The 21,273-nt window shown below is 74.3% G+C and carries 18 protein-coding genes; 13 read left to right on the forward strand and 5 right to left on the reverse strand.

Annotation, left to right across the window (positions count from 1 at the left end):
- Positions 1-12: 12 nt before the first annotated feature.
- Both ACFFJG_RS12925 and ACFFJG_RS12930 read left to right on the forward strand, forming a co-directional pair.
- Positions 13-990: an NAD-dependent epimerase/dehydratase family protein gene (locus ACFFJG_RS12925; protein WP_378519139.1), complete on the forward strand. Its 978-nt coding sequence runs from the start codon at positions 13-15 to the stop codon at positions 988-990.
- Complete coding sequence (locus ACFFJG_RS12930; protein ID WP_378519140.1) at positions 983-2,209, forward strand: lysophospholipid acyltransferase family protein; 1,227 nt, start codon at positions 983-985, stop codon at positions 2,207-2,209. Before ACFFJG_RS12925 ends, ACFFJG_RS12930 begins: the two co-directional genes overlap by 8 nt.
- Positions 2,210-2,242: 33 nt before the next feature.
- Here ACFFJG_RS12930 and ACFFJG_RS12935 read toward each other — a convergent pair whose 3' ends face one another.
- The 3 genes from ACFFJG_RS12935 to ACFFJG_RS12945 all read right to left on the reverse strand — a co-directional run bounded on the left by ACFFJG_RS12935 (position 2,243) and on the right by ACFFJG_RS12945 (position 5,350).
- Positions 2,243-3,523: a DUF5667 domain-containing protein gene (locus ACFFJG_RS12935; protein ID WP_378519141.1), complete on the reverse strand. Its 1,281-nt coding sequence runs from the start codon at positions 3,521-3,523 to the stop codon at positions 2,243-2,245.
- A gap of 85 nt (positions 3,524-3,608) precedes the next feature.
- A complete protein-coding gene (locus ACFFJG_RS12940; RefSeq protein WP_378519142.1) occupies positions 3,609-4,379 on the reverse strand; it encodes a sigma-70 family RNA polymerase sigma factor in 771 nt (256 codons plus the stop codon).
- A gap of 83 nt (positions 4,380-4,462) precedes the next feature.
- Positions 4,463-5,350 (reverse strand): HAD family hydrolase, encoded by an 888-nt coding sequence (locus ACFFJG_RS12945; protein WP_378519143.1) that lies wholly within the window; start codon positions 5,348-5,350, stop codon positions 4,463-4,465.
- 31 nt (positions 5,351-5,381) lie between these two features.
- Here ACFFJG_RS12945 and ACFFJG_RS12950 point away from each other — a divergent pair, with 31 nt between their 5' ends.
- Genes ACFFJG_RS12950 through ACFFJG_RS12965 form a run of 4 tightly spaced genes read left to right on the forward strand, consistent with a single transcriptional unit; the run spans position 5,382 to position 8,620 of the window.
- Entirely contained in the window at positions 5,382-6,929 is a 1,548-nt protein-coding gene (locus ACFFJG_RS12950) for a class I adenylate-forming enzyme family protein (RefSeq protein WP_378519144.1), read from the forward strand.
- Complete coding sequence (locus ACFFJG_RS12955; RefSeq protein ID WP_378519145.1) at positions 6,926-7,165, forward strand: glutaredoxin family protein; 240 nt, start codon at positions 6,926-6,928, stop codon at positions 7,163-7,165. The genes ACFFJG_RS12950 and ACFFJG_RS12955 overlap by 4 nt, the downstream gene beginning before the upstream one ends.
- Positions 7,166-7,217: 52 nt before the next feature.
- The gene (locus ACFFJG_RS12960; protein ID WP_378519146.1) at positions 7,218-8,186 is read left to right on the forward strand and encodes an MsnO8 family LLM class oxidoreductase; all 969 of its coding nucleotides are present in this window, start codon (positions 7,218-7,220) and stop codon (positions 8,184-8,186) included.
- Between the two features lie 41 nt (positions 8,187-8,227).
- Entirely contained in the window at positions 8,228-8,620 is a 393-nt protein-coding gene (locus ACFFJG_RS12965) for an NUDIX domain-containing protein (RefSeq protein ID WP_378519147.1), read from the forward strand.
- Between the two features lie 38 nt (positions 8,621-8,658).
- Here ACFFJG_RS12965 and ACFFJG_RS12970 read toward each other — a convergent pair whose 3' ends face one another.
- The gene (locus tag ACFFJG_RS12970; RefSeq protein WP_378519148.1) at positions 8,659-11,202 is read right to left on the reverse strand and encodes a hypothetical protein; all 2,544 of its coding nucleotides are present in this window, start codon (positions 11,200-11,202) and stop codon (positions 8,659-8,661) included.
- Positions 11,203-11,646: 444 nt separating this feature from the next.
- Here ACFFJG_RS12970 and ACFFJG_RS12975 point away from each other — a divergent pair, with 444 nt between their 5' ends.
- The 5 genes from ACFFJG_RS12975 to hemB all read left to right on the forward strand — a co-directional run bounded on the left by ACFFJG_RS12975 (position 11,647) and on the right by hemB (position 17,354).
- Complete coding sequence (locus ACFFJG_RS12975) at positions 11,647-12,321, forward strand: redox-sensing transcriptional repressor Rex (RefSeq protein ID WP_378519149.1); 675 nt, start codon at positions 11,647-11,649, stop codon at positions 12,319-12,321.
- Positions 12,322-12,397: 76 nt separating this feature from the next.
- Complete coding sequence (locus ACFFJG_RS12980) at positions 12,398-13,684, forward strand: glutamyl-tRNA reductase (protein ID WP_378519150.1); 1,287 nt, start codon at positions 12,398-12,400, stop codon at positions 13,682-13,684.
- Entirely contained in the window at positions 13,681-14,640 is a 960-nt protein-coding gene (gene hemC, locus ACFFJG_RS12985) for a hydroxymethylbilane synthase (RefSeq protein ID WP_378519151.1), read from the forward strand. Before ACFFJG_RS12980 ends, hemC begins: the two co-directional genes overlap by 4 nt.
- Positions 14,637-16,283, forward strand: coding sequence for a bifunctional uroporphyrinogen-III C-methyltransferase/uroporphyrinogen-III synthase (locus tag ACFFJG_RS12990; protein ID WP_378519152.1), 1,647 nt, complete (start codon positions 14,637-14,639; stop codon positions 16,281-16,283). Before hemC ends, ACFFJG_RS12990 begins: the two co-directional genes overlap by 4 nt.
- Positions 16,284-16,358: 75 nt before the next feature.
- A complete protein-coding gene (gene hemB, locus ACFFJG_RS12995; protein WP_378519153.1) occupies positions 16,359-17,354 on the forward strand; it encodes a porphobilinogen synthase in 996 nt (331 codons plus the stop codon).
- A 513-nt stretch (positions 17,355-17,867) separates the two neighbouring features.
- Here the strand turns inward: hemB and ACFFJG_RS13000 are convergent.
- Positions 17,868-19,085, reverse strand: coding sequence for a lytic murein transglycosylase (locus ACFFJG_RS13000; protein WP_378519154.1), 1,218 nt, complete (start codon positions 19,083-19,085; stop codon positions 17,868-17,870).
- Positions 19,086-19,262: 177 nt separating this feature from the next.
- Between ACFFJG_RS13000 and hemL the strand changes: the two genes are divergently transcribed.
- Together hemL and ACFFJG_RS13010 are read left to right on the forward strand one after the other, a co-directional pair.
- The gene (gene hemL, locus ACFFJG_RS13005) at positions 19,263-20,591 is read left to right on the forward strand and encodes a glutamate-1-semialdehyde 2,1-aminomutase (protein WP_378519155.1); all 1,329 of its coding nucleotides are present in this window, start codon (positions 19,263-19,265) and stop codon (positions 20,589-20,591) included.
- A gap of 1 nt (position 20,592) precedes the next feature.
- A complete protein-coding gene (locus ACFFJG_RS13010; protein ID WP_378519156.1) occupies positions 20,593-21,270 on the forward strand; it encodes a histidine phosphatase family protein in 678 nt (225 codons plus the stop codon).
- Positions 21,271-21,273: the final 3 nt, after the last annotated feature.

Consider the following 21,273-nt stretch of genomic DNA (forward strand, 5'->3'; position numbering starts at 1 on the left):
ACCCCCTCGCCCATGGGTCGGGTCGTGCTGGTCACCGGGATCTCCCGGGACACAGGGCGACGCTTCGCGCGCGCCGCGGCCCGCGACCCGTCCATCGAGCGAGTGATCGGCGTCGACGTCGTCCCCCCGCGGGGCGACATCGGGGACGTCTCCTTCGTCCGTGCCGACATCCGCAGCCCCGTCATCGCGAAGGTGCTCGCCAAGGAGGACGTCGACACCGTCGTCCACATGAGCGTCATCGCGACCCCGGGGTCTGCGGGCGGTCGCGGCACGATGAAGGAGCTCAACGTCATCGGCTCCATGCAGCTGCTCGCGGCGTGCCAGAAGTCGACGACCCTCCGGCGCCTGGTCGTGAAGTCGACGACCACCGTCTACGGCTCCGGCCCCCGCGACCCGGCGATGTTCACCGAGGAGATGGGGCCCAAGCGCCTGCCCTCCTCGGGCTACGCCAAGGACGTCTACGAGATCGAGGGCTACGTCCGCGGCTTCGCACGACGGCGTCCCGACGTCGACGTGACCATGGTCCGCGCCGCCAACGTGGTCGGGCCCGGGGTCGCGAGCCCGCTGACCAACTACTTCCGGCTGCCGGTCGTCCCGCGCGTGCTCGGCTTCGACCCGCGCATGCAGTTCCTGCACGAGGACGACCTGATGCGCGTCCTGCGCCACGCCGTGACCACCGACGTCTCCGGCACCTTCAACGTCGCCGGCGACGGGCTGCTCACCCTGTCCCAGGCCGTACGTCGCCTCGGCACGCCCTCGGTGTCGCTGCCCAGCTTCGCCGTGGGCCGGCTCGGCGCCACCATGCGCCAGGCCCGCCTGTCGGACTTCTCGCCCGAGCAGCTGGGGTTCCTGACCTACGGTCGTGGTGTGGACACCACCCGGATGCGCACCGAGCTCGGCTTCGAGCCGCGGTACACGACCGCGGAGGCGTTCGCCGACTTCTGCGACTCCGTCGCCCCGCACCGGCACCGGGAGGCCGTCGGTGGCTGAGGAGGCGCAGGACGGCGCCCGCCAGGACGCGGTGGTGATCCCGATCGGGACGGGTGGCCGTCCCGGTCGCGGCACGGGCCGCGCCCGTCCGTCCGCCGCGGCGCGCGACCTCGCCCCGCGCAGCGCCGGCACGCCGGCCTCCCGGCCCACAGCGAAGAAGTCCGCACCCCAGAAGTCCGTGACGAACGAGTCCGCGACGAGGAAGCCCGCGGCCCCGAAGCCTGCCGCGGAGGGGCCTGCCCCCGACGCGTCCGCGGAGCCGGCCCCCGAGGTGGGCGCCGCACCCCGCCCGGCGTCCACGACCGACGAGCGGGTCCCCGAGACCGGGATCCCCCTCGGCGAGTGGCTGGCCGCCCTGCAGGGGGCGGCGCAGGAGGTCCTCGGCGACGACTGGGAGCGTCGGCTGGCCGAGCTGATGGCGTTCGTTCGCCGGCGCCTCGAGGGCGACTACGAGGTCGACGACTACGGCTTCGACCGTGAGCTCACCGAGCGCTTCTTCATGACCGCGCTCCGTCCGGTGGCGGAGAAGTGGTTCCGGCTCGAGGTGCGCGGGCTGGAGAACATCCCCGCCGAGGGTGGCGCGCTGGTGGTCTCCAACCACTCCGGCACCGTCCCGGTCGACGGGCTGATGACGATGCTCACCGTCCACGACCACGCCGGGCGCTTCCTGCGCCCGCTGGGCGCCGACCTGGTCTTCCGGCTGCCGGTGGTCAGCTCCCTGGCCCGCAAGAGCGGCGCGACCCTGGCCTGCAACGAGGACGCCGAGCGGATGCTGTCCGGGGGTGAGCTGGTCGGCGTGTGGCCCGAGGGGTTCAAGGGCATCGGCAAGCCGTTCAGCGAGCGCTACAAGCTGCAGCGCTTCGGGCGCGGTGGCTTCGTCTCGGCCGCGCTCCGCACGGGCGTGCCGATCATCCCGCTGTCGGTGGTCGGCGCGGAGGAGATCTACCCCCTCGTCGGCAACGTGCCGTCGCTGGCCCGCCTGCTCGGCGTGCCCTACATCCCCATCACGCCGTTCTTCCCGTGGCTGGGGCCGCTCGGCCTGGTGCCGTTGCCCTCCAAGTGGATCCTGGAGTTCGGCGAGCCGATCCGTACCGACTCCTACGACGCCGCCGAGGCCGAGGACCCGATGCTCGTCTTCAACGTCACCGACCAGGTGCGCGAGACCATCCAGCACACGCTGTTCGACCTGCTGCGCGAGCGCGACGGCGTCTTCGGCTGACGCCTGCCGGCGGACCCGCCGCGGCGGGGACCGCTAGGGCAGCAGGCCCCCGGTCGCGTCGCCCAGCAGGTTGCCGGTGGCGCCGTTCACGGTCCCGGTCACGTCGTTGATCAGCCCGCCGGTCGCGTCGTCGAGGGTGCCCGTCAGGCCGCCGATCGCGCCGCCGGTGGCGTCGTCGAGGCCGGTGATGACGGTGGAGGTGGTGCCGGTGACGGTGGTGGTCACCCCGTCGGTCAGCTCGGTCACCGGGTCCTGGCCGCCGCCCTTGGTGGGCGTCGGCGAGGGCAGGGTCGGCACCGGGCCGGTGGGCGTCGGCGTGGGCCCGCCGGACGGTCCGCCGGTGGGTCCGCCGGTGGGGGCACCCGTGGGGACGCCGCCCGCCGTGGGCGCGACGCCGGTCTGCAGCTGGGGCGGCACGGTGACGCCGCTGAGGTCCTGGCCGGACACCGGTGCGGCCTCGAGCTGGACGTCGTCGGTGTCGAGGCCCGACATCAGGTCGACCGGCGCACCCGAGAGCAGGAACTCCGGCGTCGTGGTGACGCCTCCCCCGCAGGCCGGGCACGCGTCGCCGGCCTCGAGGTCGAGGTCGGTGAGGGCGCGCCCGGCGGCGACCAGCGCGTCGCGGGCGCTGGTCGGCAGCGACGTCTGCAGCGTCTCGAGGCGCGCGATGCTCGTGGCCGCGAAGTCGCGGGCGTGCTGGACGTCGCCGCGGCTGCCGCCGTCGTCGTAGGCCGCGATCAGGCTGCGCATGCCCTCGCTGGACTGGCGGGTGAAGGTGTCGAGGGTCTCCGGCACCAGCGCCTCGGGGGCGCGGTCCTCGGCGGCCAGCGACTCCAGCTCGTCGAGGCGCGTGCGGGCCTGCGCCAGGAGCGCGCGGCCGCGCTCGGAGTCGCTGTCGGCCAGGCGCACCTGGGCGGACTCGATGCCCCGCTTGACGCCGTAGAGCGACTCGCCGGGCAGGGCGCCCTGCGAGGCGACCGCCATCGTCGCGGCGGCGCCGACCATCGCGGCGCTGCCGAGGACGACCGCGAGGCCGCGGCGTCGCGGCGCCGCGGTGGAGGGCATCGCCAGGCGCTCCGGCGCGGCAGGGCGGCGTACGAGGACGGTGTCGGTCTCGGCCATCAGCCGCTCGCGCAGGTCGCTGACGAACTCGGGCCGCGCGCTCACCTCGGGCAGCGCCCGCAGGTCGGCGACGACGCGGAGGAGCTCGCCGTGGCGCTCGAGGTCGCGCGCGTCGAGCGGCGTCCCCGGGGCACGGGAGAGGAGGGCCTCGAGCTCGTCGGCGCGACGGCGTGCCGAGAAGGCGGGTGTCATCGGGCTCGTCCTGTCTCAGTGGTGCTGCTGGTGGGTTCTCCCCACCGGACGAACGAGGCAGGAGCAGCGGGGGTTACGGGGTGTGTCACGCGTCTCTCCACCCCTCCGGCACCAGCTTGGCCAGGTTGCGCACGCCGCGCAGCTGCAGCTGCTTGACGGCGCCGTCGCTGCGGTCGAGCACCTTCGCCGTCTCCGCGATGGACAGGCCCTGCAGGAAGCGCATCACCAGGCAGTCGCGCTGCTCGCTCGGCAGCTCGGTGAGCGCGCGCAGGAGCACCTCGTTGGTGAGGCCCGCGAGGACGGCCTCCTCGGGGCCCTCCGTGGCGTCGTCGTGCGGCGTCATGTCCTCGGTGGCCATCTCCAGGCGGGTGCGCCCCGCCTTGAAGTGGTCGGTGGTGAGGTTGCGCGCGATCGTCATCAGCCAGGCGGCGAAGTCGCGGCCCTGCCAGCGGAAGCTGTTCATGCTGCGCAGCGCGCGGAAGAAGGTCTCGGAGGTGAGGTCCTCGGCGAGGGTCTGCGAGCGGGTGCGGTAGTAGAGGAAGCGGTAGACCGCGGGCTGGTAGTGGTCGTAGAGCATCCCGAAGGCGTCCTTGTCGCCGGCGCGGGCGAGCTCCACCAGGGCGATCAGGCGCTCGCGCTCGGCTGCGTCGACCTCCGACGACGCCGCCTGCTCCTCGTCGCCGTACGACGGCCCGGAGCCGCCGGTCGGGGCGCCGGGCGCGCCCGGGGCACCGGGTGCGCCGGGCACGGTGGCGCCGGCCATGAGGAGGACGCGGGGGCCGAGGGCGTCCACGACGGCACGGCGGAGCTCCTCGAGCCCCTGCTCGAGCGTGCGCGCGTCGTCGTGCCGTGGCATGGCGTCCCTCCCAGTGACTGCATCGTCCACGATAGGACGCCGCGAAGCACTTGTGAACCCGTGAGTAACTACGGGTTACAGGCTCAGCCCGTCCTGCGGTGGTGCTCGCGGACCCCCAGGCCGGCCGCCACTGCGCCCGAGACGGCGCCGGCGACCGCGGCCGCGGTGAGGCCGGCCCGGGCCGCCTTGCGGCCGGTGCGGTAGTCGCGGACCCGCCAGCCCTGCGCGCGGGCGTGGGCGCGCAGCCGGGCGTCGGGGTTGATCGCGCAGGGGTCGCCGACGAGGGAGAGCATCGGCAGGTCGTTGTAGGAGTCGGAGTAGGCCGAGCAGGCCGAGAGGTCGAGGCCCTCGCGGGCGGCCAGCGCCTTGACCGCCTCGGCCTTGGCCGGTCCGTGGAGCAGGTCGCCGACGAGCTGCCCGGTGTAGACGCCGTCGACGTGCTCGGCGACGGTGCCCATCGCGCCGGTGAGGCCGAGGCGCCGGGCGATGATGCTGGCGATCTCGATCGGGGCGGCGGTGACCAGCCAGACCCGTTCGCCGGCGTCGAGGTGGATCTGCGCCATCGCGCGGGTGCCCGGCCAGATCCGGTGGGCCATCGCCTCGTCGAAGATCTCCTCGCCGAGCTCCTCGAGCTCGGTCGTGGTGTGGCCGGCGATGAAGGACAGCGCCGAGTGGCGCGCCTCGGCCACGTGCTCGGGGTCCTCGACGCCGACGATGCGGAAGTAGGCCTGCTTCCAGGCCGCCGAGAGGATCTCGCGGGTGGTGAAGAACTCGCGCCGGTGGAGCCCGCGGGCGAGGTGGAAGATGCTGGCGCCCTGCATGACGGTGTTGTCGACGTCGAAGAACGCGGCGGCGACCGAGTCGTGGGGCGTGCTGAGCGCCGTCTCCACCTCGGCGGACGCCGCGGCGGCCTCACCGGCGAGCCGCGAGCGCTGCGTCAGGTTGAGGCGGGGACGCTCCGACGGGGTCACCCGAGCAGACTAGCTGTGGAAGGATCGCGTCATGCCGCGCAACGACATCTCCGCCCTCGTGGCCGAGGCCGCGGCCGAGGTGCCCGACCGCCAGGCGGTGCTGGAGTCCTCGGGCAGGTCGCTGACCTGGGCCGCCCTGGAGGACGAGGTGGCGCGCGTCGCGACCGGCCTCGGCCAGCACGGCGTGCGTGCCGGGCAGCGCGTGATGATCGCGCTCGGCAACCGCCTCGAGTTCGTCACCACCTACCTCGGCGTGCTCCGCGCGCAGGTGGTCGCGGTGCCGGTGAATCCCCGCTCGGCGTCGGGCGAGGTGAGCCGCATGGTGGTCGACTCCGGCACCCGCCTCGTCGTCGCCGACGAGGGCTCGCTCGACGTGGTGCGTGCCGCGCTCGCCGAGCTGGGGGACGACGCCCCGCACCTGGTGGTGGTCGGCGCCGAGCCGGGCCCGGGTGAGCTGCCCCACGACGCGCTGCGCGCCGACGTCGTACGCCCCGTGCCGCCGCTGCCCGACCCCGAGAAGCTGGCCGCCCTGCTCTACACCAGCGGCACCTCGGGCCAGCCTCGAGCGGCGATGCTCAGCCACCGCGCCCTGCTGGCCAACATCGAGCAGGTCGCGGCCGTCGAGCCGCCGATGATGCACGGCGACGACGTCGTCCTCGGCGTGCTGCCCCTCTTCCACGTCTACGGCCTCAACGCCGTGCTCGGCGGCGTGCTGCGCCACCGGGCGCGACTCGTGCTCGTCGAGCAGTTCGAGCCGCAGGCGGTGCTCGACGTCATCGACGACGAGGCCTGCAGCGTCGTGCCGGTCGCGCCCCCGGTCTTCGCCCACTGGCTCCCCGACGAGCACCTGCGCGAGCGGCTCGGCCCGGTGCGCCTGGTCCTGTCGGGCTCGGCGCCCCTCGAGCCGGAGGTGGTCGAGGAGTTCTCCGCCCGCGCCGACGTGCCCGTCCACCAGGGCTACGGCCTCACCGAGGCCTCGCCGGTGGTCACCTCCACGCTCTGCAGCCGCGCCCCGCGACCCGGCTCGGTCGGCGCCGCGCTGCCGGGCATCGAGCTGCGCCTGGTCGACGAGACCGGCCAGGTGGCCGACCTCCAGGACCCCGGCCAGATCCAGGTGCGCGGCGCGAACCTGTTCAGCGGCTACTGGCCCGACGGCTCCGACGGCCCCGACGCCGACGGCTGGTACGCCACCGGCGACGTCGGGTTCATCGACCCCGACGGCGACCTGTTCCTCGTCGACCGGGTCAAGGAGCTGGTGATCGTCAGCGGCTTCAACGTCTACCCCACCGAGGTCGAGGACGTGCTCCGCGAGGTCGAGGGCGTCACCGAGGCCGCGGTCGTGGGGGTGCCCGACGACCAGACCGGCGAGGCCGTCGTGGCCTACGTCGTGGCCCCTGGCGCGGCCCCGGACGCCGTCGTCGAGGCGGTGCGGGCCTACTGCGGCGACCGGCTCGCCCGCTTCAAGCAGCCGAGCCGCGTCGAGGTGGTGGACGCGCTGCCGCTCACCGTCACCGGCAAGGTGCGCAAGGGGATGCTCCGCGGCCTCGAGCGCCGCCGCCACCTCGGGATCCTGGAATGAGCACCCCCCGGGTCACGCTCTACACCCGTCCCGGGTGCCACCTGTGCGACGACGCCCGCGCGGTCGTGGAGCGGGTCTGCGCCGACCTGGGGGAGTCCTTCGAGGAGGTCGACATCACTGCCGACGACGACCTCGAGGACCGCTTCGGCGAGGAGGTCCCGGTGACGTTCGTCGACGGCCGGCAGCACGACTTCTGGCGCGTCGACGAGACCCGCCTGCGCACCGCGCTGGGCTGAGCGCCACACCGGCGGCGGGATGCCCCGCGGGGGACCGCGCGTTGAGGAGGACGTGCTGCTCTCCCTCCTCGACCGCTCCCGCACCCGCGCCGACTCCGACGACGCGGAGGCGCTGGAGGCGACCGTGGCCCGCGCGGTGCACGCCGAGGCGGTCGACTACGAACGGTTCTGGGTGGCCGAGCACCACGCCGTTCCCGGCATCGCGTCCGGCACGCCGACCGTGCTGCTCGCCGCGGTCGGCGCGCGCACGTCGCGGATCCGGATCGGCTCGGGCGGGGTGATGCTGCCGCTGCACCAGCCGCTCGTGGTGGCCGAGCAGGCGCGGCTGCTCGACGCCCTGCACCCCGGCCGGGTGGACCTCGGGCTGGGCCGCTCGCTCGGCTTCACCCCGCCGGTCCGGCAGGCGCTGCGGCGCGAGCTCGACGAGCCCGACACCTTCGAGGACGACCTGCGCGAGCTCCGCGGCTACCTCGAGGACACCGCCGCCGTGACGGTCCGTCCGGTGACCGGTCGCGTGGTCCCGATGCACCTGCTCGCCACCGGGCGCGGCCTCGCTGTCGCGGCCCGGCTCGGCCTCCCCGTCGTGGTCGGCGGTCCGGCCCTCGACTCCGACGAGCTGCCCGGCCTGCTCGCGACGTACCGCCGTGACTTCCGCCCCCACCGCGGCAGCGAGCCGCGGGTGACCGTCTCGCTCGACGTCCTTGTGGCCGACGACGACGCGACCGCCCGCGAGCTCGCGCTGCCCGAGGCGTGGGCGATGGCACGCTCGCGCCAGACCGGCGAGTTCGCGCCGCTGGAGAGCGTGAAGGCGATCCGCGACCAGCGCTGGCCCGACCAGGTACGCCGCCGCGTCGAGTCCTCGCTCGACCGCGCCGTCGCCGGTACGCCGTCGTCCGTGGCGCGCCGGCTCGAACGGCTCGTCGAGCGCACGGGCGCGGCCGAGCTGCTGGCCAGCTCCTCGACCCACGACCGCGACGCCCTCCTCGCCTCGGACCGGATGCTGCGCGACCTCGTGGCGTGAGGTGTCGGACCTTCCTGCTGTGATGGTCGGGTGATGGTCGGGTGATCGAGGTGTCGGCGGGCGCGCTGGTGCGTGACGGCCGGGTGCTCCTCGCGCTCCGGAGCCCCCACAAGCTCGCGTTCCCCGGGGCGTGGGACCTGCCGGGCGGCGTGGTCGAGGCCGGGGAGCCGCCCGTCGAGGCGCTGGTGCGCGAGCTGCGGGAGGAGCTGGCCGTGGACGTGGCCCCGGCCTCCGCGTCCCCGCTGTGCGAGGTCACCGTGGTGCCGGACGGCGGGCCCGTACGACTGCGTGCCTGGCTCGTCGACACCTGGCGGGGCGAGCCGGTGAACGCGGCCCCCGACGAGCACGACGCCCTCGGCTGGTTCGCGGTCGACGACCTCCCGCCCCTCGCCCACGCCTCGCTCCGTGCGGCACTGGTGGCCGCCCTCCGCTGACCCGGCCACCGACGCCGTCGACGAGCGCAGGGGCTGACCTACTCCTCGGTCCCCTCGCCGCTCGCGTCCTCGTTGCACTCGATCTGGGGGGCCTCCTCGCCGGGCGCGGCGAGGAGCTGGAGAGGTGCCACGCGCTGGCCCCGGAGCGCGAACGAGAGCGCGTGCGTGCGCGACGTCTGGCCGTCGCGAGCGACGTAGCGGTAGCCGTCACTGCTCCGCGCGCCGACCGTGAACACGCACTCGTCGAAGTGGGTGATGTCGGCGACGGGCTCCCGCAGGTCCTCGACGTCCTCCTGCAGCGACGCGAGCGCGTCGAGGACGTCGCCTCGGGAGGGCGCCGAGCGGGGGAGCGGGCCGCGCGCCGACGCCCGGTCGACGGCCTCCGCGGGGTCGTCGTCGCACCCGCCCGGTCGGCCGCGACCGCCCAGCGCCAGGAGCTGGTAGTCCGGGTCGTCCCACTCGGTGGTGTCGAGGTCGAGCGCGGGTCGGTAGTGCGGCTTCGTGCCGGGACGACCGGTCAGGTAGCCCAGCCGCTGCCACGCCGCGCCCGACTCGGTCACCGGCACCGAGGTCAGGCACGACTCCCAGCGGTCGAACCGCTGCGTCCGGTCGGCCACCTCGGCGGCGACGAGCCGGAGGTCGGCCAGCCACCGCAGGAGCCGCGCCGGCCCGGCCGCCGCCCGGACCGGGGGTGCTGTCGGGGCCTGTCGCGTGGCGGCGCGCGCGTCCTCGCCCGTGCCTGTCGGGTCGGGCGCGCGCGACAGGCAGCGCGGCGAGGTCGCCAGGTCGAGGAGGTGCCAGTCCGCGCGGCCCGGACGGGTCAGGGTGAGCGCGGGTCTGAGGTCGCGGCCCGTGAAGTCGCGCTCGTCGTAGGGGAAGCCCCAGCGGTGCTCGGGGTCGCCCCGGCGGGCGACGGGGACCTCGGTCAGGCAGGACCGGATCTCCTCGGAGCGCCCGGCCCGCTCGAGCAGGACGGCCAGGCTGCGCTCCAGCCGGGCCACGCGCGAGCGCAGCGACCGGGGACGCCGGTGGGCCCCGCCCGCGGTGGGCGGCTCGAGCCGCGGTGGTCGCGCGGACGGCCAGGGGCTCGCCACGATGACGGCCGCGTCCGGCACCCGCGGGTCCGGTGCGCCGGGTCGGCCGCCACGTCCCTGCGCGGCTCCGATGTCGCACCGTGCCCGTCCGGCGCGGGGGCGGCCCCGCGCGTCGTGCGCGAGCACCTCCTCCCACGACACCCAGCCGGCCAGCAGCTGGCCGGCCGGCAGCGGCCGCGGCAGGCGGGAGGTGCGTCCCTCGCACTGGCGGCGGGGGAGCGCGCGGCGTACGGGGCTGTCCGGCGCGGGGACCAGCACGAACCCGCGCGGGTCGTCCTCGAGCGGCAGCAGCCCGGGGTCGCCCCCGAGGATGTCGGTGGGGGTCTCGAGCCGGCAGGTGTCGTCGTTGACGAAGTTGTAGCCGAGCGAGACGGTCGCGTAGACGCGGCAGCTGCGACGGGTCGGGATCGTGTCACCGGTGACGCCCTCCACCACGGGCGGGCCGATGACGGTCGCGAAGCTGGAGAACGGCCCGCCAGCCCCGAGGTCACCGCCCACCGGGGCGATGTTGGACACCACTGTCGAGTTGAGCAGGGTCATGGCGCCGGCCGAGAGCAGGCCGCCGCCCTCGCCCTCGGCGTAGTTGTTGGCGACCGTCGTGTTGACGAGCACCATGTCACCGCGCGCCCAGAGCCCGCCGCCGGCGTGGGCGACCGCCAGGTTGCGGGCGATGGTGGAGTTGACGACGAGGACGTCGTCCTCGCCCGAGATCGCGCCCCCGCGGTCGTCGGCGCGGTTGCCGATCAGGGTGGAGTCGTAGACGGCCACGTCGCCGTCGAGGGTGAAGATGGCGCCGCCGGGGCCGTCGGCGGCGCTGCCGTCGATGTGGGAGCCGATGACGGTCACGTCGCCGTCCTCGTCGGCGTAGAGCGCACCGCCGTCACCGTCGGTGGTGTTGCCGTCGACCTCCGAGCGCACGACGAGGATGTCGCCGGTGGAGCCGATGGCCCCGCCGGACCCGTCGACGAGGTTGTTGCCGAGGATCGAGTCGTAGACCTGGACGCCGCCGCGCCGGGCGTACAGGCCGCCACCGTCGTCGTTGGCGAGGTTGCCCGTGATCCGCGAGTGGTGGACGGTGATGCGTCGCATCGAGAAGACACCGCCGCCGGGCTCCTCGGCGAGGTTCTGGAAGACCACCACCTGTCGGAGCACGACCTCCCCCCGGGACGTGAGCGCCGCGCCCGGTCCGTCGGACCCGCCTCGCGTGAGCGTCACTCGCCGGACGTCGAGGAAGCCGGTGCCGTCCTGGCGCAGCACCCGCTTCTCGAAGCAGGTCTGCTGGAGCTTGTGGCCGTGCCCGTCGAGGACCAGGGGGACCGGCGACTCGCGCATCGGGTCACCGAGCAGGCAGTTGCGCAGCAGGATGTCGGCGCCGAGGTCGATGCGCCGCCGCAGCGGGTCGCCCCACGCGTCGCGGAGCTCCTGCTCGGTCGTGACCGCTGCCGCCTGCCCGCGCTGCCGGCGGGCAGGCTCCTGCGACGGTGCCACGGGGGCGGCCCCCACCGCGAGGCGTGCTGCTGCCCGCGTCGGCCCGCCGGCCCCCGTGTGCTGCGGTCCCGTGACGCCCAGGCTCCCGGCGCCCAGTGCGGCGCCCAGCACAGCGACGAGGACGGCCGGCGCGAGCACTCCGGCAGGCCGGCGGATCGCCATCTCGCCCCTCCCGTCCCCAGGCGGCCGCTTCCACGATAGGAGCGGGGCGGACGCCGGCCGGGAGGCGCGCGGCACTGGGCGCGGACCCGGTCGTGCGAGGGGTGCGCGACACCCCGCCGATACGCCCCCCGAGGGGCCTCGCGCAAGTCGGGGAGACCCCGGCCGAGGTGGGTCTTCTCACATGTGCTAGCCGACCCCTCCGTCGTTTTGTTCCTCCGTTCACAAACTCCTACAGTGGCGGGGTCAGGCGATCCCCGTCACCTGGCTGGAAAGAAGCTCGCTGTGACCGCACGGACGCACGACTCTGCCCGGGACATCCCCGAGGCGACCGTCGCTCGGCTACCCGTGTACCTCCGTGCGCTGACCGGCCTCGCCGACGGCGGCACCACCACCTGCTCGAGCGAGGAGCTCGCCGCGGCGGCCGGCGTCAACAGCGCCAAGCTGCGCAAGGACCTGTCGTACCTCGGCTCCTACGGCACCCGCGGCGTCGGCTACGACGTGGAGTACCTCCGCTACCAGATCGCCCGCGAGATCGGCGTGACGCAGGACTGGCCCGTGGTCATCGTCGGCATCGGCAACCTCGGCCACGCGCTCGCCAACTACTCCGGCTTCCGCAGCCGTGGCTTCCGGGTCGTCGCGCTGCTCGACGCCGACCCGGCCCGCCACGAGGAGGTCGTCGCCGGCCTCGACGTGCGCTCGTTCGAGGACCTCGAGTCGATCTGCGGCGAGCACGCCGTGTCCATCGGCGTCATCGCCACCCCGGCGGTCGCCGCCCAGGCCGTCGCCGACCGGATGGTCGCCGCCGGCATCACCAGCATCCTGAACTTCGCCCCGACCGTGCTCGCGGTCCCCGAGGGCGTGGGCGTGCGCAAGGTCGACCTGTCGATCGAGCTGCAGATCCTCGCCTACCACGAGCAGCGCAAGTCGGTGGTCCCCGCCGAGGAGGTGGTCACGTGAGTGAGCGCAGCGAGCGAACCATCCAGCACAGTGCGTCATGTGCCTCATGGGCGCACGGAGCGAAGCGAGTACGTCCATGAGCGTCCTCGTCGTGGGGATCTCCCACAAGTCCGCGCCCGTGGAGGTGCTCGAGCGTCTCGCCCTCGACGCCGACGGCACGACCAAGCTGCTCGCCGACGTCATCGGCGGCGAGCACGTGTCCGAGGCGACCGCGATCGTCACCTGCAACCGCCTCGAGGTCTACGCCGAGGTCGACCGCTTCCACGGCAGCGTGGAGGACGTCTCGGGGCTGCTCGTGGCGCGCGCCGGCGAGTCCACCGAGGCGCTGCTGCCGCACCTCTACGTCCACTACGACGAGGGCGCGGTCTCCCACCTGTTCCAGGTCGCCTCCGGCCTCGACTCGATGGTCGTCGGCGAGGGCCAGATCCTCGGCCAGACCCGCGACGCGCTGCGCGTGGGCCAGGAGAACGGCACCGTCGGGCCGGCCCTCAACACCCTCTTCCAGCAGGCGCTGCGCGTCGGCAAGCGCGCCCACGCCGAGACCGACATCGACCGGGCCGCGCCGTCGCTGGTCACCGCCGCCCTCGAGCGCAGCTCGCGCCCCGTCGCCGGCGCCCGCGCGGTCGTCGTCGGCGCTGGTGCGATGGCCTCGCTGGCCGTGGCGCACCTCTCGCGCGGCAGCGCCGCTCGGATCGCGGTCATCAACCGCACCGCCGCCAAGGCCGAGCGCCTCGCCGCCGACTACGACGCCACCGCCGTGCCGTTCGAGCACCTCCACGACGAGGTGCGCGACGCCGACCTGGTGATCTCCTGCACCGGCGCCCGCGGCACCGTCGTACGCCTCGCCGAGGTCGCCGCGGTGCGCAGCGGCGTCGACCGTCCGCTGACGATCGTCGACCTCGCCCTGCCCCACGACGTCGACCCCGCCGTCGGCGACCTGCCCGGCATCGAGCTGATCAGCCTCGCCGGCCTCGCCGAGGAGCTGCGCGGCCTGGAGGCGACCGCAGGCGTCGACGACGTGCGCGCCATCGTCGCGCAGGAGATCTCCGCGTTCCTCGCCGTGCGCCGGCAGGCCAGCGTGACCCCGACCGTCGTCGCGCTCCGCTCGATGGCCACGTCGGTCGTCGACGCCGAGATGGAGCGGCTCGCCGCCCGGCTGCCGGGCCTCGACGACGCCACCCGCGCCGAGGTCCTCCACACGGTCCGCCGGGTCGCCGACAAGCTCCTCCACGAGCCGACCGTCCGGGTCAAGGAGCTCGCCGACGCCGAGCCGGCCAGCTCCTACACCGCCGCGCTGGCCGAGCTGTTCCGGCTCTCGCCGGAGGCCGTGGACGCGATCTCCAGGGTGGAGGGCCAGTCATGACCGCCCCCCTCCGCCTCGGCACCCGCGCCTCCGCGCTCGCCACGACCCAGTCCGGCCACGTCGCCGACCTGGTCCGCGAGCGCCTCGGCCGCGAGGTCGAGCTCGTCGAGGTCGCCACCGAGGGCGACGTCAACCGCGCGCCCCTGGCGAGCATGGGCGGCACCGGCGTCTTCGTCAGCGCGCTGCGCGACGCGCTCCTCGACGGTCGCGTCGACTTCGCCGTCCACTCGCTCAAGGACCTCCCGACCTACCCCGCCGACGGCATCGCCCTCCCCGCGGTGCCCCCGCGCGAGGACCCGCGCGACGTCGTGGTCGCCCGCGACGGCCTGACCCTCGGCGAGCTGCCCGTCGGCAGCCGCGTCGGCACCGGCTCGCCGCGCCGGGTCAGCCAGCTCGCCGCCCTCGGCCTCGGCCTCGAGCTGCAGGGCATCCGCGGCAACGTCGACACCCGCATCCGCAGGGTCCGCGACGGGGAGGTCGACGCCGTCGTCCTCGCCCGCGCGGGGCTGGCCCGCCTCGGTCGTCTCGACGAGGCGACCGAGGTCCTCGACCCGCTCCAGATGCTCCCCGCCCCCGGGCAGGGTGCGCTGGCCATCGAGTGCCGCTCGGCCGACACCGACCTCGTCGAGCTGCTGGGCCGGCTCGACGACCCCACCACCCGCGCGGCGGTCACCGCGGAGCGGGCGGTGCTCGCCACCCTCGAGGCCGGCTGCTCGGCCCCGCTGGGTGCGCTCGCCGAGGTCGTCGAGGGCGAGGACGGCGAGGAGCTGTGGCTGCGTGCCGTGGCCCTCTCCACCGACGGCGGCCTGACCGTCCGGATGAGCGCGTCGGGCCCGGTCGCCGACGCCGCCGGACTCGGCACACGCCTCGCGGGCTCGATGCTCGACGAGGGAGCAGCAGACCTGATGACGGCATCACTTGAACAGGGACCACCAGTGAGGAACGAGCAGGCATGACGCGAGTACAGACCCCGCAGGCCAGCACCGCCGACGCGAGGACGAACCCGGGCTGGGTGTCGTTCGTCGGGAGCGGTCCCGGAGACCCGGGCCTGCTGACCCTGCGCGCCGTGGAGCTGATCCAGGCCGCCGACGTGGTCGTCACCGAGGCCCCGGAGCACGCCGACCTGGTCCGCACCGTGCTCGGGCTCGCCGAGGGCGAGCCGGGTCCGGAGATCGTCGACGGCGGCTTCGGCGAGGACGGCCAGCCGCTGACCCACGCCGCCCGCGCCAAGGTGGTCGTGCGCCACGGCAAGAAGCAGCGCGTGGTGCGCCTGATGACCGGCGACCCGTTCCTCTACGCCTCCGGGCCCGAGGAGGCGCAGGCCTGCGCGAAGGCCGGCGTCGGCTTCGAGGTCGTCCCGGGCGTCTCGTCGGTGAGCGCCGTCCCGGCCTACGCCGGCATCCCGCTGACCACCAAGCGCCACCGCGAGATGGCCGTGGTCACCTGCGGCGAGAAGATCGACTGGAGCGCGTACGCCGACGACCGCACGCTCGTCCTGCTCTCCGGCGTGGGCAGCATCGGCGAGACCGCCGCCGCGCTGATCGAGGCCGGCCGCCCGGCCACGACGCCCGTCGCGATGACCCGTGTTGGCACCACGACCGAGCAGCAGACCCTCATCTCCACCCTCGCCACGGTCGCGGCCGACGCCCGCGCCGCGCGGATCGCCCCGCCGGCCATCACCGTCATCGGTGACGTGGTCGACCTGCGCGAGACGCTGTCGTGGTTCGAGACCAAGCCGCTGTTCGGCTGGCGCGCGCTGGTGCCTCGCACCAAGGAGCAGGCCGGGTCGCTCTCGCGCCGCCTGCGCGACTACGGCGCGGTGCCCGAGGAGGTGCCGACCATCTCGGTCGAGCCGCCGCGCAACCCGCTCCAGATGGACAAGGCCGTCCGCGGCCTGGTCGAGGGCCGCTACGAGTGGATCGCGTTCACCTCGGTCAACGCCGTCAAGGCGGTGCGCGAGAAGTTCGAGGAGTACGGCCTCGACGCCCGCGCGTTCTCCGGGCTGAAGATCGCAGCGGTGGGCGACAAGACCGCCCAGGCGATCGCCGCGTGGGGCCTGCGGGCCGACCTGGTGCCGTCCGGCGAGCAGTCGGCCGCCGGCCTGCTCGAGGAGTGGCCGCCCTACGACGAGGTGCTCGACCCGATCAACCGGGTCTTCCTGCCCCGCGCCGACATCGCGACCGAGAACCTCGTCGCCGGCCTGGTCGACCTCGGCTGGGAGTGCGACGACGTCACCGCCTACCGCACCGTGCGCGCCACCCCGCCGCCGGCGCCGGTGCGCGACGCGATCAAGACCGGCAAGTTCGACGCCGTCGTCTTCACCTCGTCCTCGACCGTGCGCAACCTCGTCGGCATCGCCGGCAAGCCGCACCCGTCGACCATCATCGCGGTCATCGGCCCGCAGACGGCCAAGACCGCCGAGGAGCACGGCCTGCGGGTCGACGTGCTGGCCCCCACGCCCGACGTGGAGGTCCTCGTCGACGCGCTCGCCGACTTCGGTGCCGCACGCCGTCTGGCGATGCTGGAGAACGGCGAGCCCGTGACCCGGCCCAGCGAGCGCACCGCGTCGGGTCGTCGCAAGAGCCGCGCCGTCAAGTGACGCCGGGCGGGTGACGTACGCCCGCACCGGCACCGAGAGCCACCCAACCTTCGAGACCTCCAGGAGGAAGCCCGCGTGAGCGAGGACAGGCAGATCGAGGTGCCGCTGGTGCGGCCGCGACGGCTGCGGCGCACGCCGGCCCTGCGCCGGATGGTGGCCGAGACCCACGTGGTGCCGAGCTCGCTGGTCCTCCCGGTCTTCGTCCGGGAGGGCCTCGACGAGCCGCGGGCGATCTCCTCGATGCCCGGCGTCGTGCAGCACTCGCGCGACTCGCTCCGCGCGGCCGTCACCGAGGCCGCCGAGCTCGGCCTCGGCGGCGTGATGCTGTTCGGCATCCCGGAGCACAAGGACGCCACGGGGTCGGGCGCGATCGACCCCGGCGGCGTGCTCAACCTCGCGATCACCGACGTCGTGGCCGAGGTCGGCGACCAGCTCACGGTGATGTCCGACCTGTGCCTCGACGAGTTCACCGACCACGGCCACTGCGGCGTGCTGACCCCCGACGGTGAGGTCGACAACGACCGCACCCTCGTGGCGTACGCCGAGATGGCGCTGGCCCAGGCCGCCGCCGGCGTCGACATGGTCGGGCCCAGCGGGATGATGGACGGGCAGGTGGCGGTCGTGCGCCAGGCCCTCGACGAGGCGGCGCACAGCAACGTCTCGATCCTCGCCTACTCCGCGAAGTACGCCTCCGCGTTCTTCGGCCCGTTCCGCGAGGCCGTGGACTCCTCGCTCCAGGGCGACCGACGCACCTACCAGCAGGACCCCGCCAACGCCGTCGAGGGCGTGCGCGAGGTGCTGCTCGACATCGAGCAGGGCGCCGACATCGTCATGGTCAAGCCGGCCCTGGCCTACCTCGACGTCATCCGCCGGGTGCGCGACGCCGTCGACGTCCCGGTCGCGGCCTACAACATCTCCGGCGAGTACGCCATGGTCGAGGCCGCCGCCGCGAACGGCTGGATCGACCGCGAGGCCGCCATCCTGGAGACCCTGACCTCCATCCGCCGCGCCGGCGCCGACGTGATCCTCACCTACTGGGCCTCCGAGGCCGCCCGCCTGCTGCGCCCCTGACCTCCGCCACCTGGTCCGACTCGTCGCCCGCCGTGGTCGCTGGACGCCCGCCATGGCGGGGGTTGAGCGGCCACAGGTCCGCTCGAGTACAGCCGTGGTCGCTGGACGCACGCCATGGCGGGGGTTGAGCGGACACAGGTCCGCTCGAGTAGAGCCGTTGACGCTTGTCGACCGCCGTTGACGCTAGACGCACGCTATGGCGGGCGTTGAGCGGCCACAGGTCCGCTCGAGTACAGCCGTGGACGCTCGGGGGGTGTGGTGGTCGTCGTACGGCGACTAGACGCACGCCGTTGACGCTAGACGCACGCTATGGCGGGCGTTGAGCGGCCATAGGTCCGCTCGAGTACAGCGGTGGACGCTCGGGGGGTGTGGTGGTCGTCGTACGGCGACTAGACGCACGCCGTGGACGCTAGACGCACGCTATGGCGGGCGTTGAGCGGCCACAGGTCCGCTCGAGTACAGCCGTGGACGGCGGCGGACAGCTGTCCGACGACCCCGGCGACCCCCGACGGGTCAGGGGTTCATCAGGTCGTTGATGCAGGCGTTGAGGGCGACGAGGTCGAGGGAGGAGATGCCGCTGGCGAGGCACTGGGCCTGGGCCTGGGCCCAGGTGAGGGTCTGGCTGATGGTCGGCACCGGGACCGTCGGGAGGGGCGGGAGGGTGGTCGGCACGGGCAGCGTCGGCGTCTCGGTGGGCGTCGAGGTCGGTGTCGGGCTCTGGGTGGGCGTCGGCGACGAGGTGGGGGTGGGGGAGGACGTGGGCGTGGGGGTCGGTGTCGGGGTCGGTCCGCCGGTGGGCGTCGGGCCCTTGGTGGGGCCGCCGTCCTGACCGCCCTTGCCGCCCTTGCCGCCCTTGCCGCCGTCGGTCCTGCCCCCGTCGGCCTTCCCGCCGTCACGGCCACCCCGCGACCCGTCGCCGGGCCGTCCCTGCACGTCGGGCAGGACGCCCGTGGAGGGCAGGCTCGAGGTGGGGACCGCGCTGAAGTCGCCGTCCATGTAGGCCTGCATCACCTGGAGCACGAGGTCGACGTAGTCGTTGGAGTGGTTGTAGCGGTAGACCGCTGCACGCTGGCCCTTCTCCTGCGACAGGTCGTCGTCGCCGGAGCAGAGGTAGACCGCCGTGGCCAGCGCCGCGTCGTCGACGTCCTGCGGGTCACGGGTGCCGTCGTCGTCGCCGTCGACCCCCACCACCGACCAGGTGGAGGGGATGAACTGCATCGGTCCGACCGCGCGGTCGTGGCGCGCGTCGTCGTCGTACTGGCCGCCGTCGGTGTCGGCGATGTCCTGGGTGCCGTTGCGGCCGTCGAGGGCCACGCCGTAGATGCCGGGCCGGGCCACGCCCCGGTCGTCGAGGGAGCTGCCGCCGGAGCGGCCGTGGTCGCTCTCGACACGCCCGATCGCGGCCACGAGCTCCCACGGCAGGCGGCAGGACCGGTCGGCCTGGTTGATCACGGCCTCGGCGCGCTGGTAGGCCGCCAGCGCGACCTCCGGGATGCTGCTCGCGTCGGCGGGGGAGAAGGTGGCGGCGCGGGAGACGGCGTCGCCGACGCTGGCGGGCGCCTCGATCGCGGCACTGGGCAGGACGGTGCCGTCCGGGAGCGTGCCGGACCCGTCGGAGTCGGCGTTGGCCGTGCCGGTGCCGACGCCCGCGAGGCTGGCGGTCCACGCCATGGAGAGCAGCGCGAGCGGCACGAGCGCGGTCGCCCGGTGCACCCGACCGAATCCCGTCATGTGGCGTTCCCCCCTGTGTGACGCTTCTCCCATGATGCCCCCTCCGGGCTGACCTACACCACCAACGAGGGCTGCACGCGGAGGTTACGCGCGCGCCGCGTGTGGTCCAGTGCACATCCGGGGGTCCTGCGCGGTGCCGAATGCGGAACGCTTGCCGGTCTACGCGACAATGAACGGGTGACTCCCGCGACGACTCACCCCACGACCGCGGCGAGCGAGGCGCTCTTCGAGCGCGCGCGCGCCGTCACGCCGGGCGGCGTCAACTCCCCGGTCCGCGCGTTCACCGCCGTCGGCGGCACCCCGCGCTTCATCACCTCGGCCTCCGGGGCGTGGCTGAGCGACGCGGACGGCAACGACTACGTCGACCTGATCTGCTCGTGGGGCCCGATGCTGCTGGGCCACGCGCACCCCGAGGTGCAGGCGGCGGTCGCCGACGCGGTCGCCCGCGGCACCTCCTACGGCACCCCGACCCGCCCCGAGGTCGAGCTGGCCGAGGAGATCGTGTCCCGTACGCCGGTGGAGCGGGTGCGCTTCGTCTCCTCCGGCACCGAGGCGACGATGTCCGCGATCCGGCTGGCCCGCGGCGCCACCGGGCGCGACCTCGTCGTGAAGTTCGCCGGCTGCTACCACGGCCACGTCGACCCGCTCCTGGCCGAGGCCGGCTCCGGCGTCGCGACGCTGGCGGTGCCCGGCACCAGCGGCGTCCCGGCGAGCTCGGCGGCCGAGACGCTCGTCCTGCCCTACAACGACCGCGCCGCCGTGCAGGCGGCCTTCGACGCCCACGGCCCCCGGATCGCCTGTCTCATCACCGAGGCCACCCCCGGCAACATGGGCATCGTCCCGCCGGAGCCCGGCTTCAACGCCTTCCTGGCCGAGACCTGCCGCAACCACGGCGCGCTCTTCATCAGCGACGAGGTGATGACCGGCTTCCGCGCCACGGCGCAGGGCGGGTGGGGCCTCGACGGCGCCGTCGAGGGCTGGGTGCCCGACCTGATGACCTTCGGCAAGGTGATGGGCGGCGGCTTCCCGGCCGCGGCCTTCGGTGGCCGCTCCGACCTGATGGCCCACCTCGCTCCCGAGGGCCGCGTCTACCAGGCCGGCACGCTCTCGGGGAACCCCGTCGCGACCACCGCCGGCCTCGCCACGCTCCGGCTCGCGACGGACGAGGTCTACGCCCACCTCGACGCCACGGCGCGCACGATCCGCGAGGCCGCGTCCGAGGCGCTGACCGCCGCGTCCGTGCCGCACACCGTGCAGACGGCCGGGTCGATGTTCTCGGTGTTCTTCTCGGGCGAGCCGGTGCGTGACTTCGCCGGCGCCTCGCAGCAGGACACCACCGCGTACGCCGCCTTCTTCCACGCGATGCTCGACCAGGGGGTCTACCTCCCCCCGTCGGCCTACGAGTCGTGGTTCGTCTCCGCGGCCCACGACGAGCGGGCGGTCACCACCGTCCTCGACGCACTGCCCGCGGCGGCCCGCGCTGCGGCGACGGCCGGGGGGTACTGACATGGGTGTGCAGACGATCGTCCACCTCCTGCGCCACGGCGAGGTCCACAACCCCGACGGCGTCCTCTACGGCCGCATGGACGGCTTCCACCTGTCCGCGCTCGGTCGCCAGATGGCCCAGCGCATCTCCGAGACGATCGGCGAGCGCGACATCGTGCACATGCGCACCTCGCCGCTGGAGCGGGCCCGCGAGACCGGCGCGCCGCTGGCGGCCGTGCGGGGTCTCGAGCCGGTCGTCGACCCGCGCGTGATCGAGTCCGGCAACAAGTTCCAGGGCGTGAACTTCGGTGCCGGCGCCCGGACCTTCCTCAAGCGTCCCGACCTGCTGCGCCACATGTACAACCCGCTCAAGCCGTCGTGGGGCGAGCCCTACGACGAGATCGCCGGACGCATGCTCGCCGCCGTCCACGACGCCCGTGACGCCGCGATGGGCCACGAGGCGGTCGTGGTGTCGCACCAGCTGCCGATCTGGACGACGCGGCTGTTCCTGGAGAAGCGCAGCTACCTCCACCACCCCAAGAACCGGCAGTGCACGCTGTGCTCCCTGACCAGCATCGTCTTCGACGACGAGCGGATGGTGCAGGTGCGCTACTCCGAGCCGGCCGGCGACCTGATCCCGGCGGCCGACCGCGCGGCCCCGTTCTCGGCCGGGGGCGCCCCGCGGGACGAGCGGCCCTGACCG

Source organism: Nocardioides zeicaulis (assembly GCF_042432345.1).
In the GTDB taxonomy this organism is placed as follows: domain Bacteria; phylum Actinomycetota; class Actinomycetes; order Propionibacteriales; family Nocardioidaceae; genus Nocardioides; species Nocardioides zeicaulis.

Coding starts and splice junctions, on each gene's coding strand:
- ACFFJG_RS13000 (WP_378519154.1), bottom strand. CDS start 19,085: ATGACGGGATTCGGTCGGGTGCACCGGGCGACCGCGCTCGTGCCGCTC.
- ACFFJG_RS12990 (WP_378519152.1), top strand. CDS start 14,637: ATGACGCGAGTACAGACCCCGCAGGCCAGCACCGCCGACGCGAGGACG.
- ACFFJG_RS13010 (WP_378519156.1), top strand. CDS start 20,593: ATGGGTGTGCAGACGATCGTCCACCTCCTGCGCCACGGCGAGGTCCAC.
- ACFFJG_RS12950 (WP_378519144.1), top strand. CDS start 5,382: ATGCCGCGCAACGACATCTCCGCCCTCGTGGCCGAGGCCGCGGCCGAG.
- ACFFJG_RS12935 (WP_378519141.1), bottom strand. CDS start 3,523: ATGACACCCGCCTTCTCGGCACGCCGTCGCGCCGACGAGCTCGAGGCC.
- ACFFJG_RS12940 (WP_378519142.1), bottom strand. CDS start 4,379: ATGCCACGGCACGACGACGCGCGCACGCTCGAGCAGGGGCTCGAGGAG.
- ACFFJG_RS12955 (WP_378519145.1), top strand. CDS start 6,926: ATGAGCACCCCCCGGGTCACGCTCTACACCCGTCCCGGGTGCCACCTG.
- ACFFJG_RS12925 (WP_378519139.1), top strand. CDS start 13: ATGGGTCGGGTCGTGCTGGTCACCGGGATCTCCCGGGACACAGGGCGA.
- hemC (WP_378519151.1), top strand. CDS start 13,681: ATGACCGCCCCCCTCCGCCTCGGCACCCGCGCCTCCGCGCTCGCCACG.
- ACFFJG_RS12980 (WP_378519150.1), top strand. CDS start 12,398: ATGAGCGTCCTCGTCGTGGGGATCTCCCACAAGTCCGCGCCCGTGGAG.